Origin of the sequence: Roseateles violae (assembly GCF_030410485.1) — a bacterium.
Classification (GTDB): Bacteria; Pseudomonadota; Gammaproteobacteria; order Burkholderiales; family Burkholderiaceae_C; genus Roseateles_D; species Roseateles_D violae.
Window position 1 is genome coordinate 199728 of the sequence record NZ_JAUHHC010000003.1, and the last position, 14825, is coordinate 214552.

Sequence of the window (14825 nt, forward strand, 5' to 3'; positions counted from 1 at the left end):
GGTCAATAAAAGGAAAACCTTGTCTTGAGGCGGCGCCGCAGCGCGGCGCGCAAGCGTTGACCCCAACGCCGCGCCGGATTGCGCCGCCGAACGAGGATCGCCTGCTTCTCCGCCTTGCGCCGGCTCTGGGCCTTGTCGCTCTCGCCGCCGGCACTATAGAAACAGACGGCATTGGGCACATGCCCATATCCCACGCCCGCATCGATGGCTCGCATCAGCCAGTCCAGATCCGCACAAAGCCTGTACTGCGTGTCGAATCCCCCGACTTGTTCGAACGCGCTTCTGCTGGCAAGAATCGTCTGATGGCACACCATCTCGCATCCGATCGAGCCTTCATCGAGATGAGCCTGGCCTTTGATCACCGCTCGATCACCGTCGATGACGATGGCGTCGCCATAGACGAGGCCCAGGCGCTCCTCCGTTTGCAACTTGCGCGCGAGCGCACCGAGCGCGTCCTCATGAGCAAACCAGTCGTCCGCATTCAGGAACAGGATCGCGTCTCCGGTGCTGAGACCGATGGCCTTGTTCATCGCGTCGTAGATGCCAGCATCCGGGCCGGAATAAATGCGCACATCGGGAATCGAAGCGGCCTTCACGAGGGCCAGCGTGCCATCGGTGGAACCTCCGTCCACCACCAAATGCTCCAGATCCGGCCAACGCTGCAGCCTTACCGACTCGCAACACCGACGAATATGTTTCTCCGCATTCAGACAGACCGTGACGACAGTGATCTTCATCATTGCCTTGCCGGCTTGATGGTTAACACAGGAACGGCCTGGGGCGTGGCCCGGCTGGAGACTGGCGTCGGCATGGACCCTCAGCGGCCCGACAAGCCCGGCCGCTGTGGCGCGCCGAACTGGCGAATGACCATCAGCACAAGGGTAAAAGCCATGATGACCAGCAACTGCAGCTGTGGCGTGCCGACCAGGTCGGCGTTGTAGGGCAAGCCCAGCAGGGCCACCACCAACACCGCCGTCGAGAACTGACACGCGATCAAGGCTTCCTTGGCATCCGCCGGCAGCAGGCGCCTGGCCTTGGCAGCCAATCGCAGACCGGCCAGCAGCAGGCCGACCACCAGGCCCGCGCCCAAGGCCCCGGTTTCCCATAGCAGCACGGCCAGTGAAGAGCGGCCGATCTTGAAACGATATTTGACCGCCACCTCACCCGGGAAAAAGCCGATCCGTGAGCTGCCGATGCCGTGTCCTATCACGGTCCGCAAGGGGTCGGTACGCAGGCTGTTTTCCTTGGCCCAGAACTTCAGCGCAGAGATCCGGCTCATCTCGCCGGTTGTCATATCGATCTGCTCCGAGTCAAGATTGCGCTCGACGATGACGCTGACGTACTTGCCAAAGCCGCCGTATGTCTTGGCGCCAGGCGGCTCGAACATCTTCCAGTAGGCGTAAAGGAACACGGGGATGAGGGCGCACACAAGCACCAGGCTCATGAGCAGCATGGGCCGGCGAAGCGTTTCTCGCAGGCCGAAGAAAGCGAGCACCACCAAGGGGGAGACAAGCACAACATACTTGACCTCCGCGAGACCGATCGCGGCAAGACCGGCCGCGATCACCGCGAGCGCCGCGTACCAAGACATAAGACCGTGGCGGAATCTGGCAAAGGCGTAGACCACCACCACCAAGGAGAACATGCCCATTGCACCGCTGGCCCCGCCACCCTCCGCATTGCCGCCGAACAGCCCGACAACGGCATCATGGGTGGTGAATCTCGTGCTTCGCGACACGAAGAAGTGCTGATAAAGCACCAAGGGGAACTGGATCAAGATCAGGGCCGGCAGCAAACGCAACCAGACGAGGGCCTTGTCCAGTTCCAGGCGCGACACCAGCGCCAGGGCCAACAGACCCAGCAACCAGAAATAGTCCCGGGTCGCCAGGATGAACTGCACGCCGCCGCTGGCATTCACGGCGAGCGAGAAGAGCACCAGCAGCAGAAAGGCGCCGCCCATCAGTTTGGATCCACCGACACCGGCCATAGGCGCCGCCTTTTGGCCACGTCCCAGCTGCGCAACCGGCGCCATGATCATGGCCTTCACGGCCATCGCAAGGCCGAGCAGATAGGGAAGCCAGAAAAGCTTGGGAATCCGGCCCAGCGACTCGGCCGGCCCCACAAGCGCAAAGGTGAGCAGCACCAGCGCCACCGCGAGCCAGGCGGCCGGGACCGCAAAGATGATCACCCCGCCCCCGAGCAGCAGCATCAGGAGCGCGAAGCCCGGCAGCGGCGCGATCATCAGCACGCCCATGAACAGCAAGAGCAGGATGGCGCCGCAAAGCCAAAAAAGAATAAGCCGCAGCGGCGATACCGGGCTCGGGTAGCTGGACCTAGACAACATGGCCGGTTCCGAAAAAGTGCTTTGCGATCATGAGCGGGCAAGCCAATCCTGATGGGCGAACCGAATACCATCGCGGAGCTTGGTCTTGGCCGACCAGCCTAGCGCCGCCAATCTGTTCACATCAAGCAGCTTGCGCGGCGTTCCATCCGGCTTGCTGCTGTCGTAAACGATGCGACCCTGGAAGCCGACCACCTGCATCACCGTCTCGGCCAGCTCGCGGATCGTTACGTCCTCGCCGGTGCCGATATTGACCAAGGGGCCGTCGTAGCCCTGCTCCATCAGATGCACACAGGCGTCGGCCAGATCGTCGACATAGAGGAACTCGCGCCGCGGCGTGCCGCTGCCCCAGACGACGTACTCGGCGTCGCCGCGCAGCTTGGCCTCGTGCGCCTTGCGGATCAGCGCGGGCAGCACATGGCTGTTGGCGAGGTCGTAGTTGTCGTTGGGCCCGTACAGATTGGTCGGCATCACGCTGACGTACTGCCGGCCGTATTGCGCGTTGTAGGCCTCGCAGAGCTTGATGCCGGCGATCTTGGCGATCGCATAGGGTTCGTTGGTCGGCTCCAGCGGGCCGGTCAGCAGATAGTCTTCGCGGATCGGCTGCGGACAGTCGCGTGGGTAGATGCAGCTGGAGCCGAGAAACATCAGGCGCTGCACGCCGGCCGCGTGGGCCCCGTGGATCAGGTTCGCCTCGATCATCAGGTTCTGATAGAGGAAATCGGCGCGGTAGACGTTGTTGGCCTGGATGCCGCCGACCTTGGCGGCAGCAATGAAGATGTAATCGGGCCGGTGTTCAACTAGGAAGGCGGCAACGGCAGCCTGATCGAGCAGCTCCAACGTGTCGCGGCCGGCGGTGATCAGATTTGTGTAGCCACCGGCCTGCAGTCGGCGCAGCAGGGCCGAGCCGACCATGCCGCGGTGGCCGGTGACGAAGATGCGGGCCTTCTTGTCCATCATGCCGCCGCCCCGTTCACTCGTTGTAGTCGTAGGCCTGGAAGCCGGCAATCTTGACCAGGCTGTCGCGCCGCGCGGCCGTGTAGTCGGCCTGCACCATTTCGGCGACCAACTCCTTCAGCGTAGTCTTCGGCTCCCAGCCCAGCTTGGCCTTGGCCTTGCTCGGGTCGCCCAGCAGCGTCTCGACTTCCGTCGGCCGGAAGTAGCGCGGGTCGACCCGCACGATCACGTCGCCGACCTTGCACCTGGCCTTGTCGCCGCTCACCGATTTGACGACGCCGATCTCGTTGACGCCCTCGCCCTCGAAGGCGACGGTGATGCCCAGCTCCTGGGCAGCGAACTCGACGAACTGGCGCACGCTGTACTGCACGCCGGTGGCGATGACGAAGTCCTCCGGCTGTTCCTGCTGCAGCATCAGCCACTGCATCTCGACGTAGTCCTTGGCATGGCCCCAGTCGCGCAGCGCGCTCATATTGCCCAGGTACAGGCAGTCCTGCAGGCCCAGCGAGATGCGCGTGATCGCTCGGGTGATCTTGCGGGTGACGAAGGTCTCGCCGCGCAGCGGGCTCTCGTGGTTGAACAGGATGCCGTTGCAGGCGTAGAGGCCATAGGCTTCGCGGTAGTTGACCGTGATCCAGTAGGCGTACATCTTGGCCACCGCATAGGGGCTGCGCGGATAGAAGGGCGTGGTCTCCTTCTGCGGAATCTCCTGCACCAGGCCATAGAGCTCGCTGGTGCTGGCCTGGTAGAAACGGGTCTTCTTCTCCAGCCCCAGGATGCGGATCGCCTCCAGGATGCGCAAGGTGCCGATGCCGTCGGCATTGGCGGTGTACTCGGGCGTTTCGAAGGAAACCGCCACATGGCTCATCGCCGCGAGGTTGTAGATCTCGTCGGGCTGCACCTGCTGGATGATGCGGATCAGATTGGTCGAGTCGGTCAGGTCGCCGTAGTGCAGCTTGAAGCGCTGGTGGTCCACATGCGGGTCCTGGTACAGGTGGTCGACGCGGTCGGTGTTGAACAGCGAGGAACGGCGCTTGATGCCGTGCACCTCATAGCCCTTGTCCAGCAGCAGTTCGGCCAGATAGGCGCCGTCCTGGCCGGTCACGCCGGTAATCAATGCAACTTTGGGTCCTGCCACAACACGCCTTCAGGTTTTCAAATGACTGCCAAAAACATGCGAGACGAAGTTCTGCGGCATGCTCTGCCGCAGTTCCGCGATGAATTTCGACTGCACGGCATAGGCGCTTTTCTCGTCCGGATTGATGGTGGACACGCGCACCAGCATGCCGTCTGGGATGATGCCGCGCAGGCCGTAGCGAAGTTGAATCAGTTTCTGATCCTGGCCTGTCACCGCCGTGTATTCGCCGACGGCGAACCAGAAGGTCACCGGCTCGATCCGGTTGTTCAGCTTGGCCACCATGCGGCGCACGCCCAGGGCTCCATCGGGGAGGGCCAACGTGTCGCTGCGGTTCGAGACGATGTCGAAACCCTGGGCGGGATAGCAGACGTCTGGTCGGTGCGCGCGAGTGGCATCTGACTGGTCGCCACCATAGGCGACCGAAAGCATGACCCGTACCCCTTCGGAATTGACATAAGTCCGCGTCAGCGTTTGCGCGTAGAGCTTGTCCAACAAGGCCTTCACATCCGGCGCGACGATGCCCACCGGTTGGTTCTCATCGAGTCGCCAGGAGCCTACCCGGGTCGGGAACATCTGTTCCAGATTGACCTTCTGGCGCTGGTCGGCCAAATGGATCGTCGGCCGGCCTACATGACCCAGCACCGAGGCCGTCAGCAGGCACAGCGAAACGGCGACCGCGTGGAAGCGTAGCTTGCCGAGCTTCATCGCGCGCCCCTCCGCTCGGCCCTGAAGAAATAGCCAAGCAGCTTGTCCGCCACCAACATGAAGACCAGGGCAACCATGAACAGCACCATGCCGGCGAAACCATGGACGAAACCCTGGCCGGCCGCGTCGCCGAAGTAATAGGTCACCAGCACCAGAATCATCACCCGGCAGATATTGGCGACGAAGGCGATCGGAATCAGCAGCAGCGCCAGTGCGATATTGCGACCGGCCGAGGTGTAGCGCATCAGGTTCATGTACAGCATGCCCAAGGCCTCGAGCGTGAACATCGAGTTCAGACCGGCGCAGGCATCCGCTACCAGCAACTGGTACTGGCCGATCGTCAGCATGACGCCCGAGCGGCCGACCGGATAGCCGAGCAGGTACAGCAAGGAACTGGCGACCGAGGACACGGCCGTCTTCAGCGGCGAGGTGACGGCCGCGACCAGCGCCTCCGGCAGCGGCACCATGAACAACAGGAAGAACAGCGGAAACCAGATCAGCCGCAGCGCGGCCCAGCCTTTGAAGATCAAGGCCAGAGCCGCCAACACGACGATCTGCGAGCCCATGCCAAAGATCCAGATGTCCTGCGACCGACCCACGGCGAAGAGCAAGCCAGCGAAGATCAGCAGACCATAGCCGACAGCGCTCGCGGGCCGCGACTCCAAGCCTGCCAGTTGGTGCCGCGCGCTGTACAGCAGCCACATGCTAACGGCGAAGATGATCGGGCCATGGCCCTGCTCATCGCTGCGCCATATCGTCTGACTCAATTCCCAGTAGACCGGGCCGTAGACGATCAGCAGTGCCGCCGCCACCATGAGCGCGGAAGGCGCGTCGACCCCCGTCGGCAGCCAGGGCTGGGCCCGCTTGGGCGATGTCATCACGCGATCGCTCGGCAAGATCGGCCCCGATCAAAACTCGTTGACGACCGCGCCGAGGAATTGGACGGAGCTACCCGACAGGCTGGCGACGAGGTCCTGCAGCGCTTCATAACGGCAGGCATCCTTGCGAGCGATCACGATGGCGGAACCGCACTTGGCTGCCGCCACGCAGCCATCGGAGCCGTACATCGCAGCCGCCGTGTCGACGATCACATGATCGAACTTGGACCCCAATTCCCGCATCAGCAGGCCGAAAGCCGGTCGTTCGACCAATTCCAGCGGGTTCGGCGGGATGGCGCCGCCCGGCAGCACGAACAGGCCCGGCACGCCTTCCACACCCTGGATCACCTGCGACTCGGCCCGGCCGGAAAGAATCGTCGACAGACCGGCGTTGTTGGGCACACGAAACACCTCGTGCAGGCGTGGACCACGCAAATCGGCATCCACGACCAGCGTGCGGCCACCCAGTTGGGCCAGCGAGACGGCCAGATTGGCGGCGAAATAGGTCTTGCCATCGCCGGTCTGCGGGCTGATGACGGCCAGCGAAGCATGCGAGGAAGCTGCGCCCTGCTGCTGACGCATGATGACCTGGCTGCGCACAGCCCGGATCGCCTCGGCCTGCACCGAGAACGGCTGGTTCAGCACGACCAGTTCGGGGCTGGACAGGCGCCGTTCGGCATTGGCGAGCGGATAGTGGAACTGCTGAGCCAGCGCATGCAGCACATCGTCTTCGCTGACCAGACCCAGCGCAACAGCGGCCTCGCCGAAGCGCACGCCATTCTCGCGCTGATAAACCAGTACACGCTCGACCTCGGCAGCGCTCAGATTTCGGGCATCGCGGATGATGTCGCCGATCGAACGGTCATGGACGGCTTGGCTGTCATTGGTTTTGTTCAAGGCAGTCCTCACGTTCTCGGAATCTTCCACATTCACCGCGCTCATGCCGAGGCTCCCTTATCGGAGAAGCCCAGCAGGCGCCGCTGCATCAGATTGGCCTTCGCGGTGCGACCGAACAGGCGCTTGGCCGTCGGCTTCTGCATCACGCCGATGATCGGCAGCGCAACCGCGTTGACGACGTCCTCGGCGCTGCGCACGCGGCGATCGAAGATCTCCAGCGCGACGGCCACACCCACCGCCAGCAGACCGCCGACGAACACGGCCACGATCATGTTGAGGAGGAGGCGTGGCGAGGTGTGCTCCCGCGGCGGCACGGCCGGGGACAGTACGGACACATTGCTCTGCGTCGCCTGGCTCTCCAGCGAAGTCTGGTTGTAGCGCTGGGCGATCATGTCATAGGCCTTCTGGGCATTGTCCAGATCGCGCAGCAGCACCGAACCCTCGTCGCGCACGGCCTTCATCTGCAGGATCTTGTTGCGCTGGGCCTCCAGCGAGGCGCGCAACTCGCTAACGCGCTGCTGATTGATGGTGTTCGCCACGCCGAGACTGTTGCTGACCTTGGCCGTCTCGACATCGATGCGCCGGCGCAGCTCGGCCACATTGGCGCGCAGCTCGACCACCTGCGGATGAGCGTCGCCGAGTTTGGAGTTGAGTTCCTGCAGCCGGGCCTCCTGGCGCGACAGATCGGCCTTCAGGCTGGCGATCAGCGAATTGGACAGCACTTCCTGCATGCGGTCGGCCGAGCCGCGGGCGGCCGACTGACGGCTGCTCGAGTCGCTGGCCAAGGCCTGCAGGGCCACGAGCTGGCTGGACAACTCGTTCAGTCGTGCGTTCTCGACATCGATGCGCTCGTCCGAGGCGATGATGCCCTTTTCCTTCTGGAATTCGGACAGTCGCGACTGAGCCTTCTCCAGCGTGTCGCGCGCGTCCTTGGCGCGGCTATCGAAGAAACCCGAATACTGCTTGGCCGGCTCGACGCGCAGCTCCAGGTTGGTTTCCAGATAGGCCTGCACAAAGGCATTCGCCAAGCCGGCGGCGAAGCGAGGATCGGGAGCGCGGTAGGAAACGTTGATGACGTTCGATTCGCGCGAGGGCTTGACGTCGAGGTTTTTCTGGAAGGTTTCGGCCAGCCATTGTTCGATCGAGCCCTGGCCGTCGGTCGCGTCACGCCACTGCTCGCGGATCGTGGCGTTCTCATTCAACTTCAGATTGCGCACAACCTTGTACGCAACGCGATCGCTGGTAATCACGTCGACCTGTGTCGCCATCATGGCCGGGTTGGCGCCGGTCGGATACAGCACGGCACTGAGCGGATCGGGCTTCACGTCAAGCACGACCGAGGCGACCGCCGTGTACTGCTTGGGCAGTACCAGGCTGATCACCAGCGTGATCGCCAGCAGTGCCAGGAAGACCGCCAGCGATGCCTTCCAGCGCGCCTGCAGGATCGAAAGGAATTGGGAGAAAGACATAGGGTTCGCTCGCCTCGCTGGATCAGAAAAGGCTTTCCTTGACGTACACGACATCCCCGTCGCGCAGCGCCTCGTCCATGGCCGGCTGCAGGACCTGGACCTTCCCGTCGGCACCCTTGCGGTGCACGCGGATGCCCTTTTCGGTGCCGCGCTGGGTCAGGCCGCCGCCGGTGGCCAGGCTCTGCATCAGGCTCAGGCCTCGCTCCAGCCGCATCGGGCCGGGGCGCTGCACCTCGCCGTAGATATAGACCATCGGCGCGCGCTCGACCCACAGCACGTCGCCGTTCTGGATCAACACGTCCTGGCTGCGGCCGCCCGGTGCGAACACGCTGGGCAGGTCGATCTCGACACGGTGCGGCTGGCCGTTGCGGGTGCCGGTCAGCACCAGCAGGTCGCCGCCGGTCGGGGCCACGCCGCCGGCATTGGCCAGCAGATCGGTCAGCCGCATATCGGCCACCTCGATCGGATAGCGGCCCGGCCGGTTGACCTGGCCCAGCACACTGGCCTGGTTGCCCTTGACCTGCAGCACGACGATGGTGACCTGCGGGTTCTTGACGAAGTTGCCGTTCTTCAGGCCGTCGGCGATCGCCCGCTCGGCCTGGCTGACCGACAGGCCGCCGATGCGCACATTGCCCAGCAGCGGGAAGGACACGACGCCACCCTCGGAGACGCGGGTCTCCAGGCCCAGGTCGGGGTTCTGGTAGACGCTGATGCGCAGCACGTCGCCGGCGCCGAGCCGGTATTCGGCCGCATTGCCGCTGACCGCGCCGACCGGCTGGGCCTGCTGCTGCTGCGGCGGCTGCGTCGTCGGCGTTGCCGGCTTGCCGGTCTGCGCGGCGGCCGGCAGGCTGGCCAGCGTGCCGATCAGGCCGAGCGCCACCGCGCCGCGGCGGGTCCTGTGCATCATCGTCTTGTCCATCATTTGAGCCCCATTCCCTTCGAGATGGCTGCGGCATCGAGGCCGCTGGCGGCCGGCGTGGGCGCCGGAGTGGTCGGCGCGGCGACGGGGGCCGCGGTCGGCGTGGCTTCGGTGGCGGCCGGTGCCAGGGCCGGCGCGGCGCCGGCTGCAGCGGCCGCGGGCGCGCCCTCGGCGAACTTGCCGACGTATTCGATCTTCGAGCTGTCGCGCAGCGCCTTGATGTCCTTCTGCACCAGCTCGACCTTGCGCTGGTTGGTCAGGAAGGCCTCGATCTGCGGGCGCGCACGCGCCTCGTCGACCGGCTGGCTGCGCGAGCCGACGACAAAGAGCACGGCCAGGCCGTTGGGCGTGCGGCTGATCGCCGAGTCGCCGTCCTTCAGCCGTGCAATCGCGTCCAGATTGGCCAGCGGCAGCTGCTCGGCGGCACGCACCGCCTGATTGCCGGTGAAGCGGATGTCATTGGCCTTCAGGTATTCGACGAACTCCGGGATGTTCTTCGAGGCTTCCAGCTTGGCGCGGATCGCGTCGACCTGCTCCGGCTTGGCCTCGATGGCCAGTTCCTGCAGGTTGTAGATGCGGCGCTCGCGGAACAGCGCCGGCTTCTCGTTGTAGTACTTGCTGATCTCGTCGTTGCTCGGCTTGACGGCCGCCTCGCCGACGCGCTCGACATAGGCGCGGGCGATGATTTCGCGCTTGGCCGCCTCGATCTGCTGGACCACGCGCGGATCGCGGTCGAGCTTCATGTCTTGCGCCTTCTGCACCGCCAGTTCCTGCTCGATCAGGCGTTCCAGCACCTGGCGGCTGGCCGCCTCGGCCTGCTCGGGCTTCAGGCCCGGCTGGCGCTGCAGCACGTAATTGATCTGGTGAACGGTGATCTCTTCCTTGTTCACCTTGGCCGCCGTCTGCGAGGCCTTGTCCGACTTCTTGTCGTCACCGCAGCCGGCCAGCGCCAGCGCTGCCAAGGCGGCCACCGCGATCAGCCGGACGCCCGATGCGGCGCGACGGCCAGCGAATTCGGATTGCACGAGTTTCATGACCATGACTTTCTTTCTTCTCCGCGCGGCGCCAGCAATGGCGCGAGATCTGCTGCGTGGCAGCACCCGCCCTCAAGGGACGAACCAGTGTAGCTTTGCGAAATGACAAATGAGGCATCCCGTCCCCCCTTCCCGGCGGTGCCCCACCCGGAGAAACCCTGCCGGATGAGGCCCCTCGGGCATGGGCACCGCCCGGCTCCGCCGCCGCCCCAGAGGACCGCGCCGGCCAGGCATGGCAAATCGGATGCCGCCCCTCGCGCAAGAATGGACCCGGCCGCTGCCGGGCAGTTCCCGGCACCCCCATGAACCAGGGGGTCGACGGCGGGTGCAGAGATCGGCGTTTACCCTAGCTCGCGTGGCGCGAGCGCGTCATCGCCATCACCGCTCAGCACTTGATGCCGGCATGCAGGGCGACGACGCCGGCGCTGAGGTTGTGGACGTCGACATGGCCGAAGCCGGCCGTCTTCATCATTGCCTTCAGTTCCTGCTGGCCCGGATGCATGCGAATGGACTCGGCCAGATAGCGGTAGCTGTCGGCGTCGCCGGCGATCAGCTTGCCCAGCCGCGGCAGCACCTTGAACGAATACCAGTCATACGGCTTTTGCAGCGGCGCGGCGACCTTGGAGAACTCCAGCACCAGCAGGCGGCCGCCGGGCTTCAGCACCCGGCACATCTCGCCCAATGCCTGGTCCTTGTGCGTCATATTGCGCAGGCCGAAGGCGACGCTGACCAGATCGAAGCTGCCGCTCTTGAAAGGCAGCTTCTCGGCGTCGCACAGGCCCGTCGGCAGCACCAGGCCCTCGTCGAGCAGGCGGTTGCGCCCCTGGCGCAGCATCGCCTCGTTGATGTCGGTGTGCACCACCATGCCGGTCTCGCCGACCTTCTTCGCAAAGGCACGCGACAGATCGCCGGTGCCGCCGGCGATGTCCAGCACCCGCTCGCCCGCCTTCAGATTGGCCACCGCCACCGTGTAGGCCTTCCAGGCGCGGTGCATGCCCATCGACATCAGGTCGTTCATCACGTCGTAGCGGGACGCGACCGAATCGAAGACGCCGCGCACGCGGCTGGCCTTGTCCTGCTCGTCGACGGTCTCGTAGCCGAAATGGGTGCTGCTCATGGAAGTCGATCTCAATGTGAATGGCCGCAGGACGAGCCGGCCTTGGCGGGCATCGCGTCATCGCGACCGACGCCGGCCTCGGCCAGGCGCCGCTCGTAGTCCTGCCACAGCTGATCCTGCTCGGCGCCGAGCCGGTACAGATAATCCCAGGAGAACAGGCCGCTGTCATGGCCATCGGAGAACTGCGGCTGGACCGCGTAATGGCCGACCGGCGTCAGCGCCGTGATCTGCACCTCGCGCTTGCCGGTCTGCAGCACCTCCTGACCCGGGCCATGGCCCATCACCTCGGCCGAGGGGCTGTAGACCCGCATCAGCTCGAAGGGGATGCGAAAGCGCGCGCCGTCGCTGAACGCCACCTCGAGCACGCGCGAGCTCTGGTGCACGGTGATGTCGGTGGGGACGGGGCTCGTCGAACTCAGGCCGGCCATGGGCGAAGGATACGCAGCGCGATGCTGCGCCAGAAGCGGAACAGGGGCCGACAGTGTAGCGCTGGGCGGCGTGCGCACGGACAAGCCCCGATGCCGGTGCACACTGCCTCGTCTACCCTTGCCCGCTTGTCAAACCGACCGAAGCTCCCCGCCCTCATGATGCGCCGCCGACTTTCCCTGCTTGCCACCGCCGCCGCCCTCGCCGCCCTGCCCGTGCTGAACGCCAGCGCCCTGGACGTCAAACAGCTCGATGGCCGGATCGATCCCTGCACCGACTTCTACGGCTTCGTCAACGGCAAATGGGCCGAGCAGGTCGAGATGCCGGCCTCGCAGTCGCGCATCGGCGGCTTCGAGGACCTGCGCCTGGCCAACGAGGCCATCCTGCAGCAGGCCTTGCGCGACCTGAGGGCCAATCCGTCCCTGCAGACGACGCCGGGCCTGAAGCTGGCCGCCACCTATTTCGCCAGCGGCATGAATCTGGACGCGATCGAGGCCGGCGGCCTGAAGGCGCTGCAGCCGCTGCTGAGCCGCATCGACGCGCTCGACAAGCGCGAGCAGCTGCCGGCGCTGCTGGCGACGCTGAACCGGGTCCAGGTCTCCGCGCCGCTGGGCGTCTTCGTCGGCGCCGACGCCAAGGACGTGCGCCGCCATGCGCTGCAGATCGGCCAGGCCGGCCTGGGCCTGCCCGACCGCGAGGACTATTTCAAGAGCGACGCCAACAGCAAGCGCCTGCAGGATGCCTACCGCGTCTACGCGCGCCGGCTGCTGACGGCCGCCGCCGGGCCGAACGGACCGGCGCCCAGCGAAGCCCAACTCGACGCGCTCTACGCCTTCGAGACCCAGCTGGCCGAGGCCACCAAGCCGCGCGCCGAGCTGCGCGACCCGAACGCGCGCTACAACCCCTTCAGCCCGGCCGAGCTCGACAAGGCGGCGCCCGGCTTCGACTGGAGCGCCTATCTGAAGCCGCTGACCGAGACCGCCAATCGCAAGGGTGGCGTCGAGCGCGTCATCGTCGGCCAGCCGGCCTTTCTGAAGCGCGTCGCCGAGCTGGCGGCGGCAACGCCGATCGAGACCTGGCGCAGCTATCTGAAGCTGCGCCTGCTCGACGCCAGCGCCGACCGCCTGCCCCAGGCCTTCGCCGGTGCCCATTTCGACTACCGCGAGGCGACGATCCGCGGCCTGAAGGCCGCGCCGCCGCGCGAGGAAAGCGTGATCCTGGCGATCGCCGGCCGCACCGGCAGCCTGCCGCTGGGCCTGACTTTCGGCGAGGTCTTCGTCTGGCGCGCCTTCTCGCCCGAGGCGATGACGCGCTCGCGCCAGCTGGTCGCCGACGTCAAGGCGGCGATGCGCCAGCACATCCAGGAGCTGGCCTGGATGAGCGCGCCGACCAAGCAACGCGCGCTGGAGAAGCTCGATGCGATGGTGCCCAAGATCGGTGCGCCGGACCAATGGCCCGACTACACCGGCCTGACGCTGGCCGCCGACGACTACGCCGGCAATCTGTTGCGCACGGCCGCCTGGTTCACCGCCAAGCAGATGGATGATCTGGAGAAGCCGGTCGACCGCCTGCGCTGGAGCATGTCGCCGCATGTCGTCAATGCCCAGGCCGGCGGCTACAACTCGATCACCTTCCCGGCCGGCATCCTGCAGCCGCCCTTCTTCAACGCAAAGGCCGACGACGCGCTGAACTACGGCGGCATCGGCATGGTGATCGGCCACGAGATCACCCATCATTTCGACGACCAGGGCCGCCAGTTCGACGCGGTCGGCAATCTGAACGACTGGTGGACCGAGGCCGACGCCAGCGCCTACAAGGCGCGCGCCGATCGCGTCGTCAAACTCTACGGCGGCTACGAGCCGGTGCCCGGCGAGCCCATCAACGGCCGCCTGACCCTGGGCGAAAACATCTCCGACATGGCCGGCATGCCGATCGCCTTCGACGCGCTGCAGACGGCGCTCAAGCGCAGCGGCAAGGCCGAGAAGATCGACGGCTACACGCCCGAGCAGCGCTTCTTCCTGTCCAACGCCCTGATCTGGCGCGTCAAGACCCGGCCCGAGGCCCTGGTCAACCAGCTGCGCACCGACCCGCATTCGCCGGGCAAGTACCGCGTGCTGGCGCCGATGTCGAATATGCCCGCCTTCGCCAAGGCCTTCAGCTGCCCGGCCGGCGCGCCCATGGTCGCCGCCGATCCGATCACGATCTGGTAAGGCACTGACTTTCGACATGGGGCCGGCCTTGCCGGCCCTTTTTCATGGCGGCTGCCGCCTGCACCGGACCCTGACTTTCGGCATCCGGGCACAGCCAGCAAGACCTGACCCCATCGAAAAGCACGGGTTTCCGCGGTTTGCGATTCGTCGCGGAATTCGGTGGCTTGGTTTCACCGCTTCCGCATTTCGTCGCCTTCAGCTTGGAGCGCGGCGGGCCGCTTCCTAATCTGGACCCAGATCGCACCGCCCGGCCTGATCCGCCTACCGATGGAGTTCCTCATCATGTTCGAGCAATCACCTTCCCTGACCCGCGGCCTGCTGCTGGCCCTGCCCATGACTTTCGGCAGCGCGCTGGCGCTCGCGCAGGACCTGCAGCGCGTCGAGGTCGAGGGGCGCCGGCCGGCCGATATCGCGCGCTTCGACGTGCAGGCCAGTTGCCCCGGCATCGCCGCGACCCTGCAGGACGGCCTGGTCGGCGCCATCTCGCGCGAGAACCTGAGCGGCACGATGCGGGTGCAGTTCCGCGTCAAGGGCGACGGCACCTCCGAGGTCAAGCACTCCGGCGGCCCGGTCGCCTACCGCCAGCCGGTGCGCCGCGCGATGCACAACGTCAGCTGCGTCAACAAGGAGGACGGCCAGCTGTTCAGCTTCCTCGTCGTCTTCACGCCGGCACGCGACGAAGCCGGCGGCGATGCCAGCTACCGCGTCGCGCTGCTGGAGCAGTGAGCGCGGGG

General features: G+C 65.6%; 14 protein-coding genes. 2 read left to right on the top strand and 12 right to left on the bottom strand.

The genetic code is table 11. The features are described from left to right. Positions 1–2 precede the first annotated feature (2 nt). The 12 genes from QWJ38_RS11260 to QWJ38_RS11315 all read right to left on the bottom strand — a co-directional run bounded on the left by QWJ38_RS11260 (position 3) and on the right by QWJ38_RS11315 (position 11883). Positions 3–740, bottom strand: coding sequence for a glycosyltransferase family 2 protein (locus tag QWJ38_RS11260; protein WP_290359179.1), 738 nt, complete (start codon positions 738–740; stop codon positions 3–5). 77 nt (positions 741–817) lie between these two features. After that, a complete protein-coding gene (locus QWJ38_RS11265) occupies positions 818–2344 on the bottom strand; it encodes a hypothetical protein (protein ID WP_290359180.1) in 1527 nt (508 codons plus the stop codon). 27 nt (positions 2345–2371) lie between these two features. Continuing rightward, positions 2372–3298, bottom strand: a complete 927-nt coding sequence (locus QWJ38_RS11270; protein ID WP_290359787.1) for a GDP-L-fucose synthase family protein — start codon at positions 3296–3298, stop codon at positions 2372–2374. Between the two features lie 16 nt (positions 3299–3314). Further along, positions 3315–4415 (bottom strand): GDP-mannose 4,6-dehydratase, encoded by a 1101-nt coding sequence (gene gmd / locus QWJ38_RS11275; RefSeq protein WP_434063967.1) that lies wholly within the window; start codon positions 4413–4415, stop codon positions 3315–3317. 30 nt (positions 4416–4445) lie between these two features. After that, positions 4446–5141, bottom strand: a complete 696-nt coding sequence (epsI, locus tag QWJ38_RS11280; protein ID WP_290359182.1) for an exosortase-associated protein EpsI, B-type — start codon at positions 5139–5141, stop codon at positions 4446–4448. Continuing rightward, entirely contained in the window at positions 5138–6019 is an 882-nt protein-coding gene (gene xrtB, locus QWJ38_RS11285) for an exosortase B (protein WP_290359183.1), read from the bottom strand. The genes epsI and xrtB overlap by 4 nt, the downstream gene beginning before the upstream one ends. 30 nt (positions 6020–6049) lie before the next feature. Continuing rightward, positions 6050–6961, bottom strand: a complete 912-nt coding sequence (locus tag QWJ38_RS11290) for a polysaccharide biosynthesis tyrosine autokinase (RefSeq protein WP_290359184.1) — start codon at positions 6959–6961, stop codon at positions 6050–6052. Then, positions 6958–8385 (bottom strand): chain length determinant protein EpsF, encoded by a 1428-nt coding sequence (epsF, locus tag QWJ38_RS11295; protein WP_290359185.1) that lies wholly within the window; start codon positions 8383–8385, stop codon positions 6958–6960. Before epsF ends, QWJ38_RS11290 begins: the two co-directional genes overlap by 4 nt. 22 nt (positions 8386–8407) lie before the next feature. Further along, positions 8408–9292: a polysaccharide export protein EpsE gene (gene epsE, locus QWJ38_RS11300; protein WP_290359186.1), complete on the bottom strand. Its 885-nt coding sequence runs from the start codon at positions 9290–9292 to the stop codon at positions 8408–8410. Positions 9293–9303: 11 nt separating this feature from the next. Further along, the gene (locus QWJ38_RS11305) at positions 9304–10338 is read right to left on the bottom strand and encodes an EpsD family peptidyl-prolyl cis-trans isomerase (protein ID WP_290359187.1); all 1035 of its coding nucleotides are present in this window, start codon (positions 10336–10338) and stop codon (positions 9304–9306) included. 385 nt (positions 10339–10723) lie between these two features. Then, positions 10724–11455 (bottom strand): bifunctional demethylmenaquinone methyltransferase/2-methoxy-6-polyprenyl-1,4-benzoquinol methylase UbiE, encoded by a 732-nt coding sequence (gene ubiE / locus QWJ38_RS11310; protein WP_290359188.1) that lies wholly within the window; start codon positions 11453–11455, stop codon positions 10724–10726. Positions 11456–11466: 11 nt separating this feature from the next. Beyond that, complete coding sequence (locus QWJ38_RS11315) at positions 11467–11883, bottom strand: gamma-butyrobetaine hydroxylase family protein (RefSeq protein WP_290359189.1); 417 nt, start codon at positions 11881–11883, stop codon at positions 11467–11469. A gap of 156 nt (positions 11884–12039) precedes the next feature. On the opposite strand from QWJ38_RS11315, the gene QWJ38_RS11320 reads away from it, so the two are divergent. Both QWJ38_RS11320 and QWJ38_RS11325 read left to right on the top strand, forming a co-directional pair. Continuing rightward, positions 12040–14091 carry a M13 family metallopeptidase gene (locus QWJ38_RS11320; RefSeq protein WP_290359190.1) on the top strand — a complete coding sequence of 684 codons (2052 nt, stop codon included), beginning with the start codon at positions 12040–12042 and terminating at the stop codon, positions 14089–14091. Positions 14092–14373: 282 nt separating this feature from the next. Beyond that, entirely contained in the window at positions 14374–14817 is a 444-nt protein-coding gene (locus QWJ38_RS11325; RefSeq protein ID WP_290359191.1) for a hypothetical protein, read from the top strand. Positions 14818–14825: the final 8 nt, after the last annotated feature.

Bases quoted from the DNA above. Each gene is read 5' to 3' on its own strand.
- QWJ38_RS11265 (WP_290359180.1), bottom strand. From the start codon at position 2,344: ATGTTGTCTAGGTCCAGCTACCCGAGCCCGGTATCGCCGCTGCGGCTT.
- epsE (WP_290359186.1), bottom strand. From the start codon at position 9,292: ATGATGCACAGGACCCGCCGCGGCGCGGTGGCGCTCGGCCTGATCGGC.
- QWJ38_RS11320 (WP_290359190.1), top strand. From the start codon at position 12,040: ATGATGCGCCGCCGACTTTCCCTGCTTGCCACCGCCGCCGCCCTCGCC.
- QWJ38_RS11315 (WP_290359189.1), bottom strand. From the start codon at position 11,883: ATGGCCGGCCTGAGTTCGACGAGCCCCGTCCCCACCGACATCACCGTG.
- epsI (WP_290359182.1), bottom strand. From the start codon at position 5,141: ATGAAGCTCGGCAAGCTACGCTTCCACGCGGTCGCCGTTTCGCTGTGC.
- epsF (WP_290359185.1), bottom strand. From the start codon at position 8,385: ATGTCTTTCTCCCAATTCCTTTCGATCCTGCAGGCGCGCTGGAAGGCA.
- xrtB (WP_290359183.1), bottom strand. From the start codon at position 6,019: ATGACATCGCCCAAGCGGGCCCAGCCCTGGCTGCCGACGGGGGTCGAC.
- QWJ38_RS11270 (WP_290359787.1), bottom strand. From the start codon at position 3,298: ATGGACAAGAAGGCCCGCATCTTCGTCACCGGCCACCGCGGCATGGTC.
- QWJ38_RS11305 (WP_290359187.1), bottom strand. From the start codon at position 10,338: ATGAAACTCGTGCAATCCGAATTCGCTGGCCGTCGCGCCGCATCGGGC.
- QWJ38_RS11260 (WP_290359179.1), bottom strand. From the start codon at position 740: ATGATGAAGATCACTGTCGTCACGGTCTGTCTGAATGCGGAGAAACAT.
- QWJ38_RS11290 (WP_290359184.1), bottom strand. From the start codon at position 6,961: ATGAGCGCGGTGAATGTGGAAGATTCCGAGAACGTGAGGACTGCCTTG.
- QWJ38_RS11325 (WP_290359191.1), top strand. From the start codon at position 14,374: ATGTTCGAGCAATCACCTTCCCTGACCCGCGGCCTGCTGCTGGCCCTG.
- ubiE (WP_290359188.1), bottom strand. From the start codon at position 11,455: ATGAGCAGCACCCATTTCGGCTACGAGACCGTCGACGAGCAGGACAAG.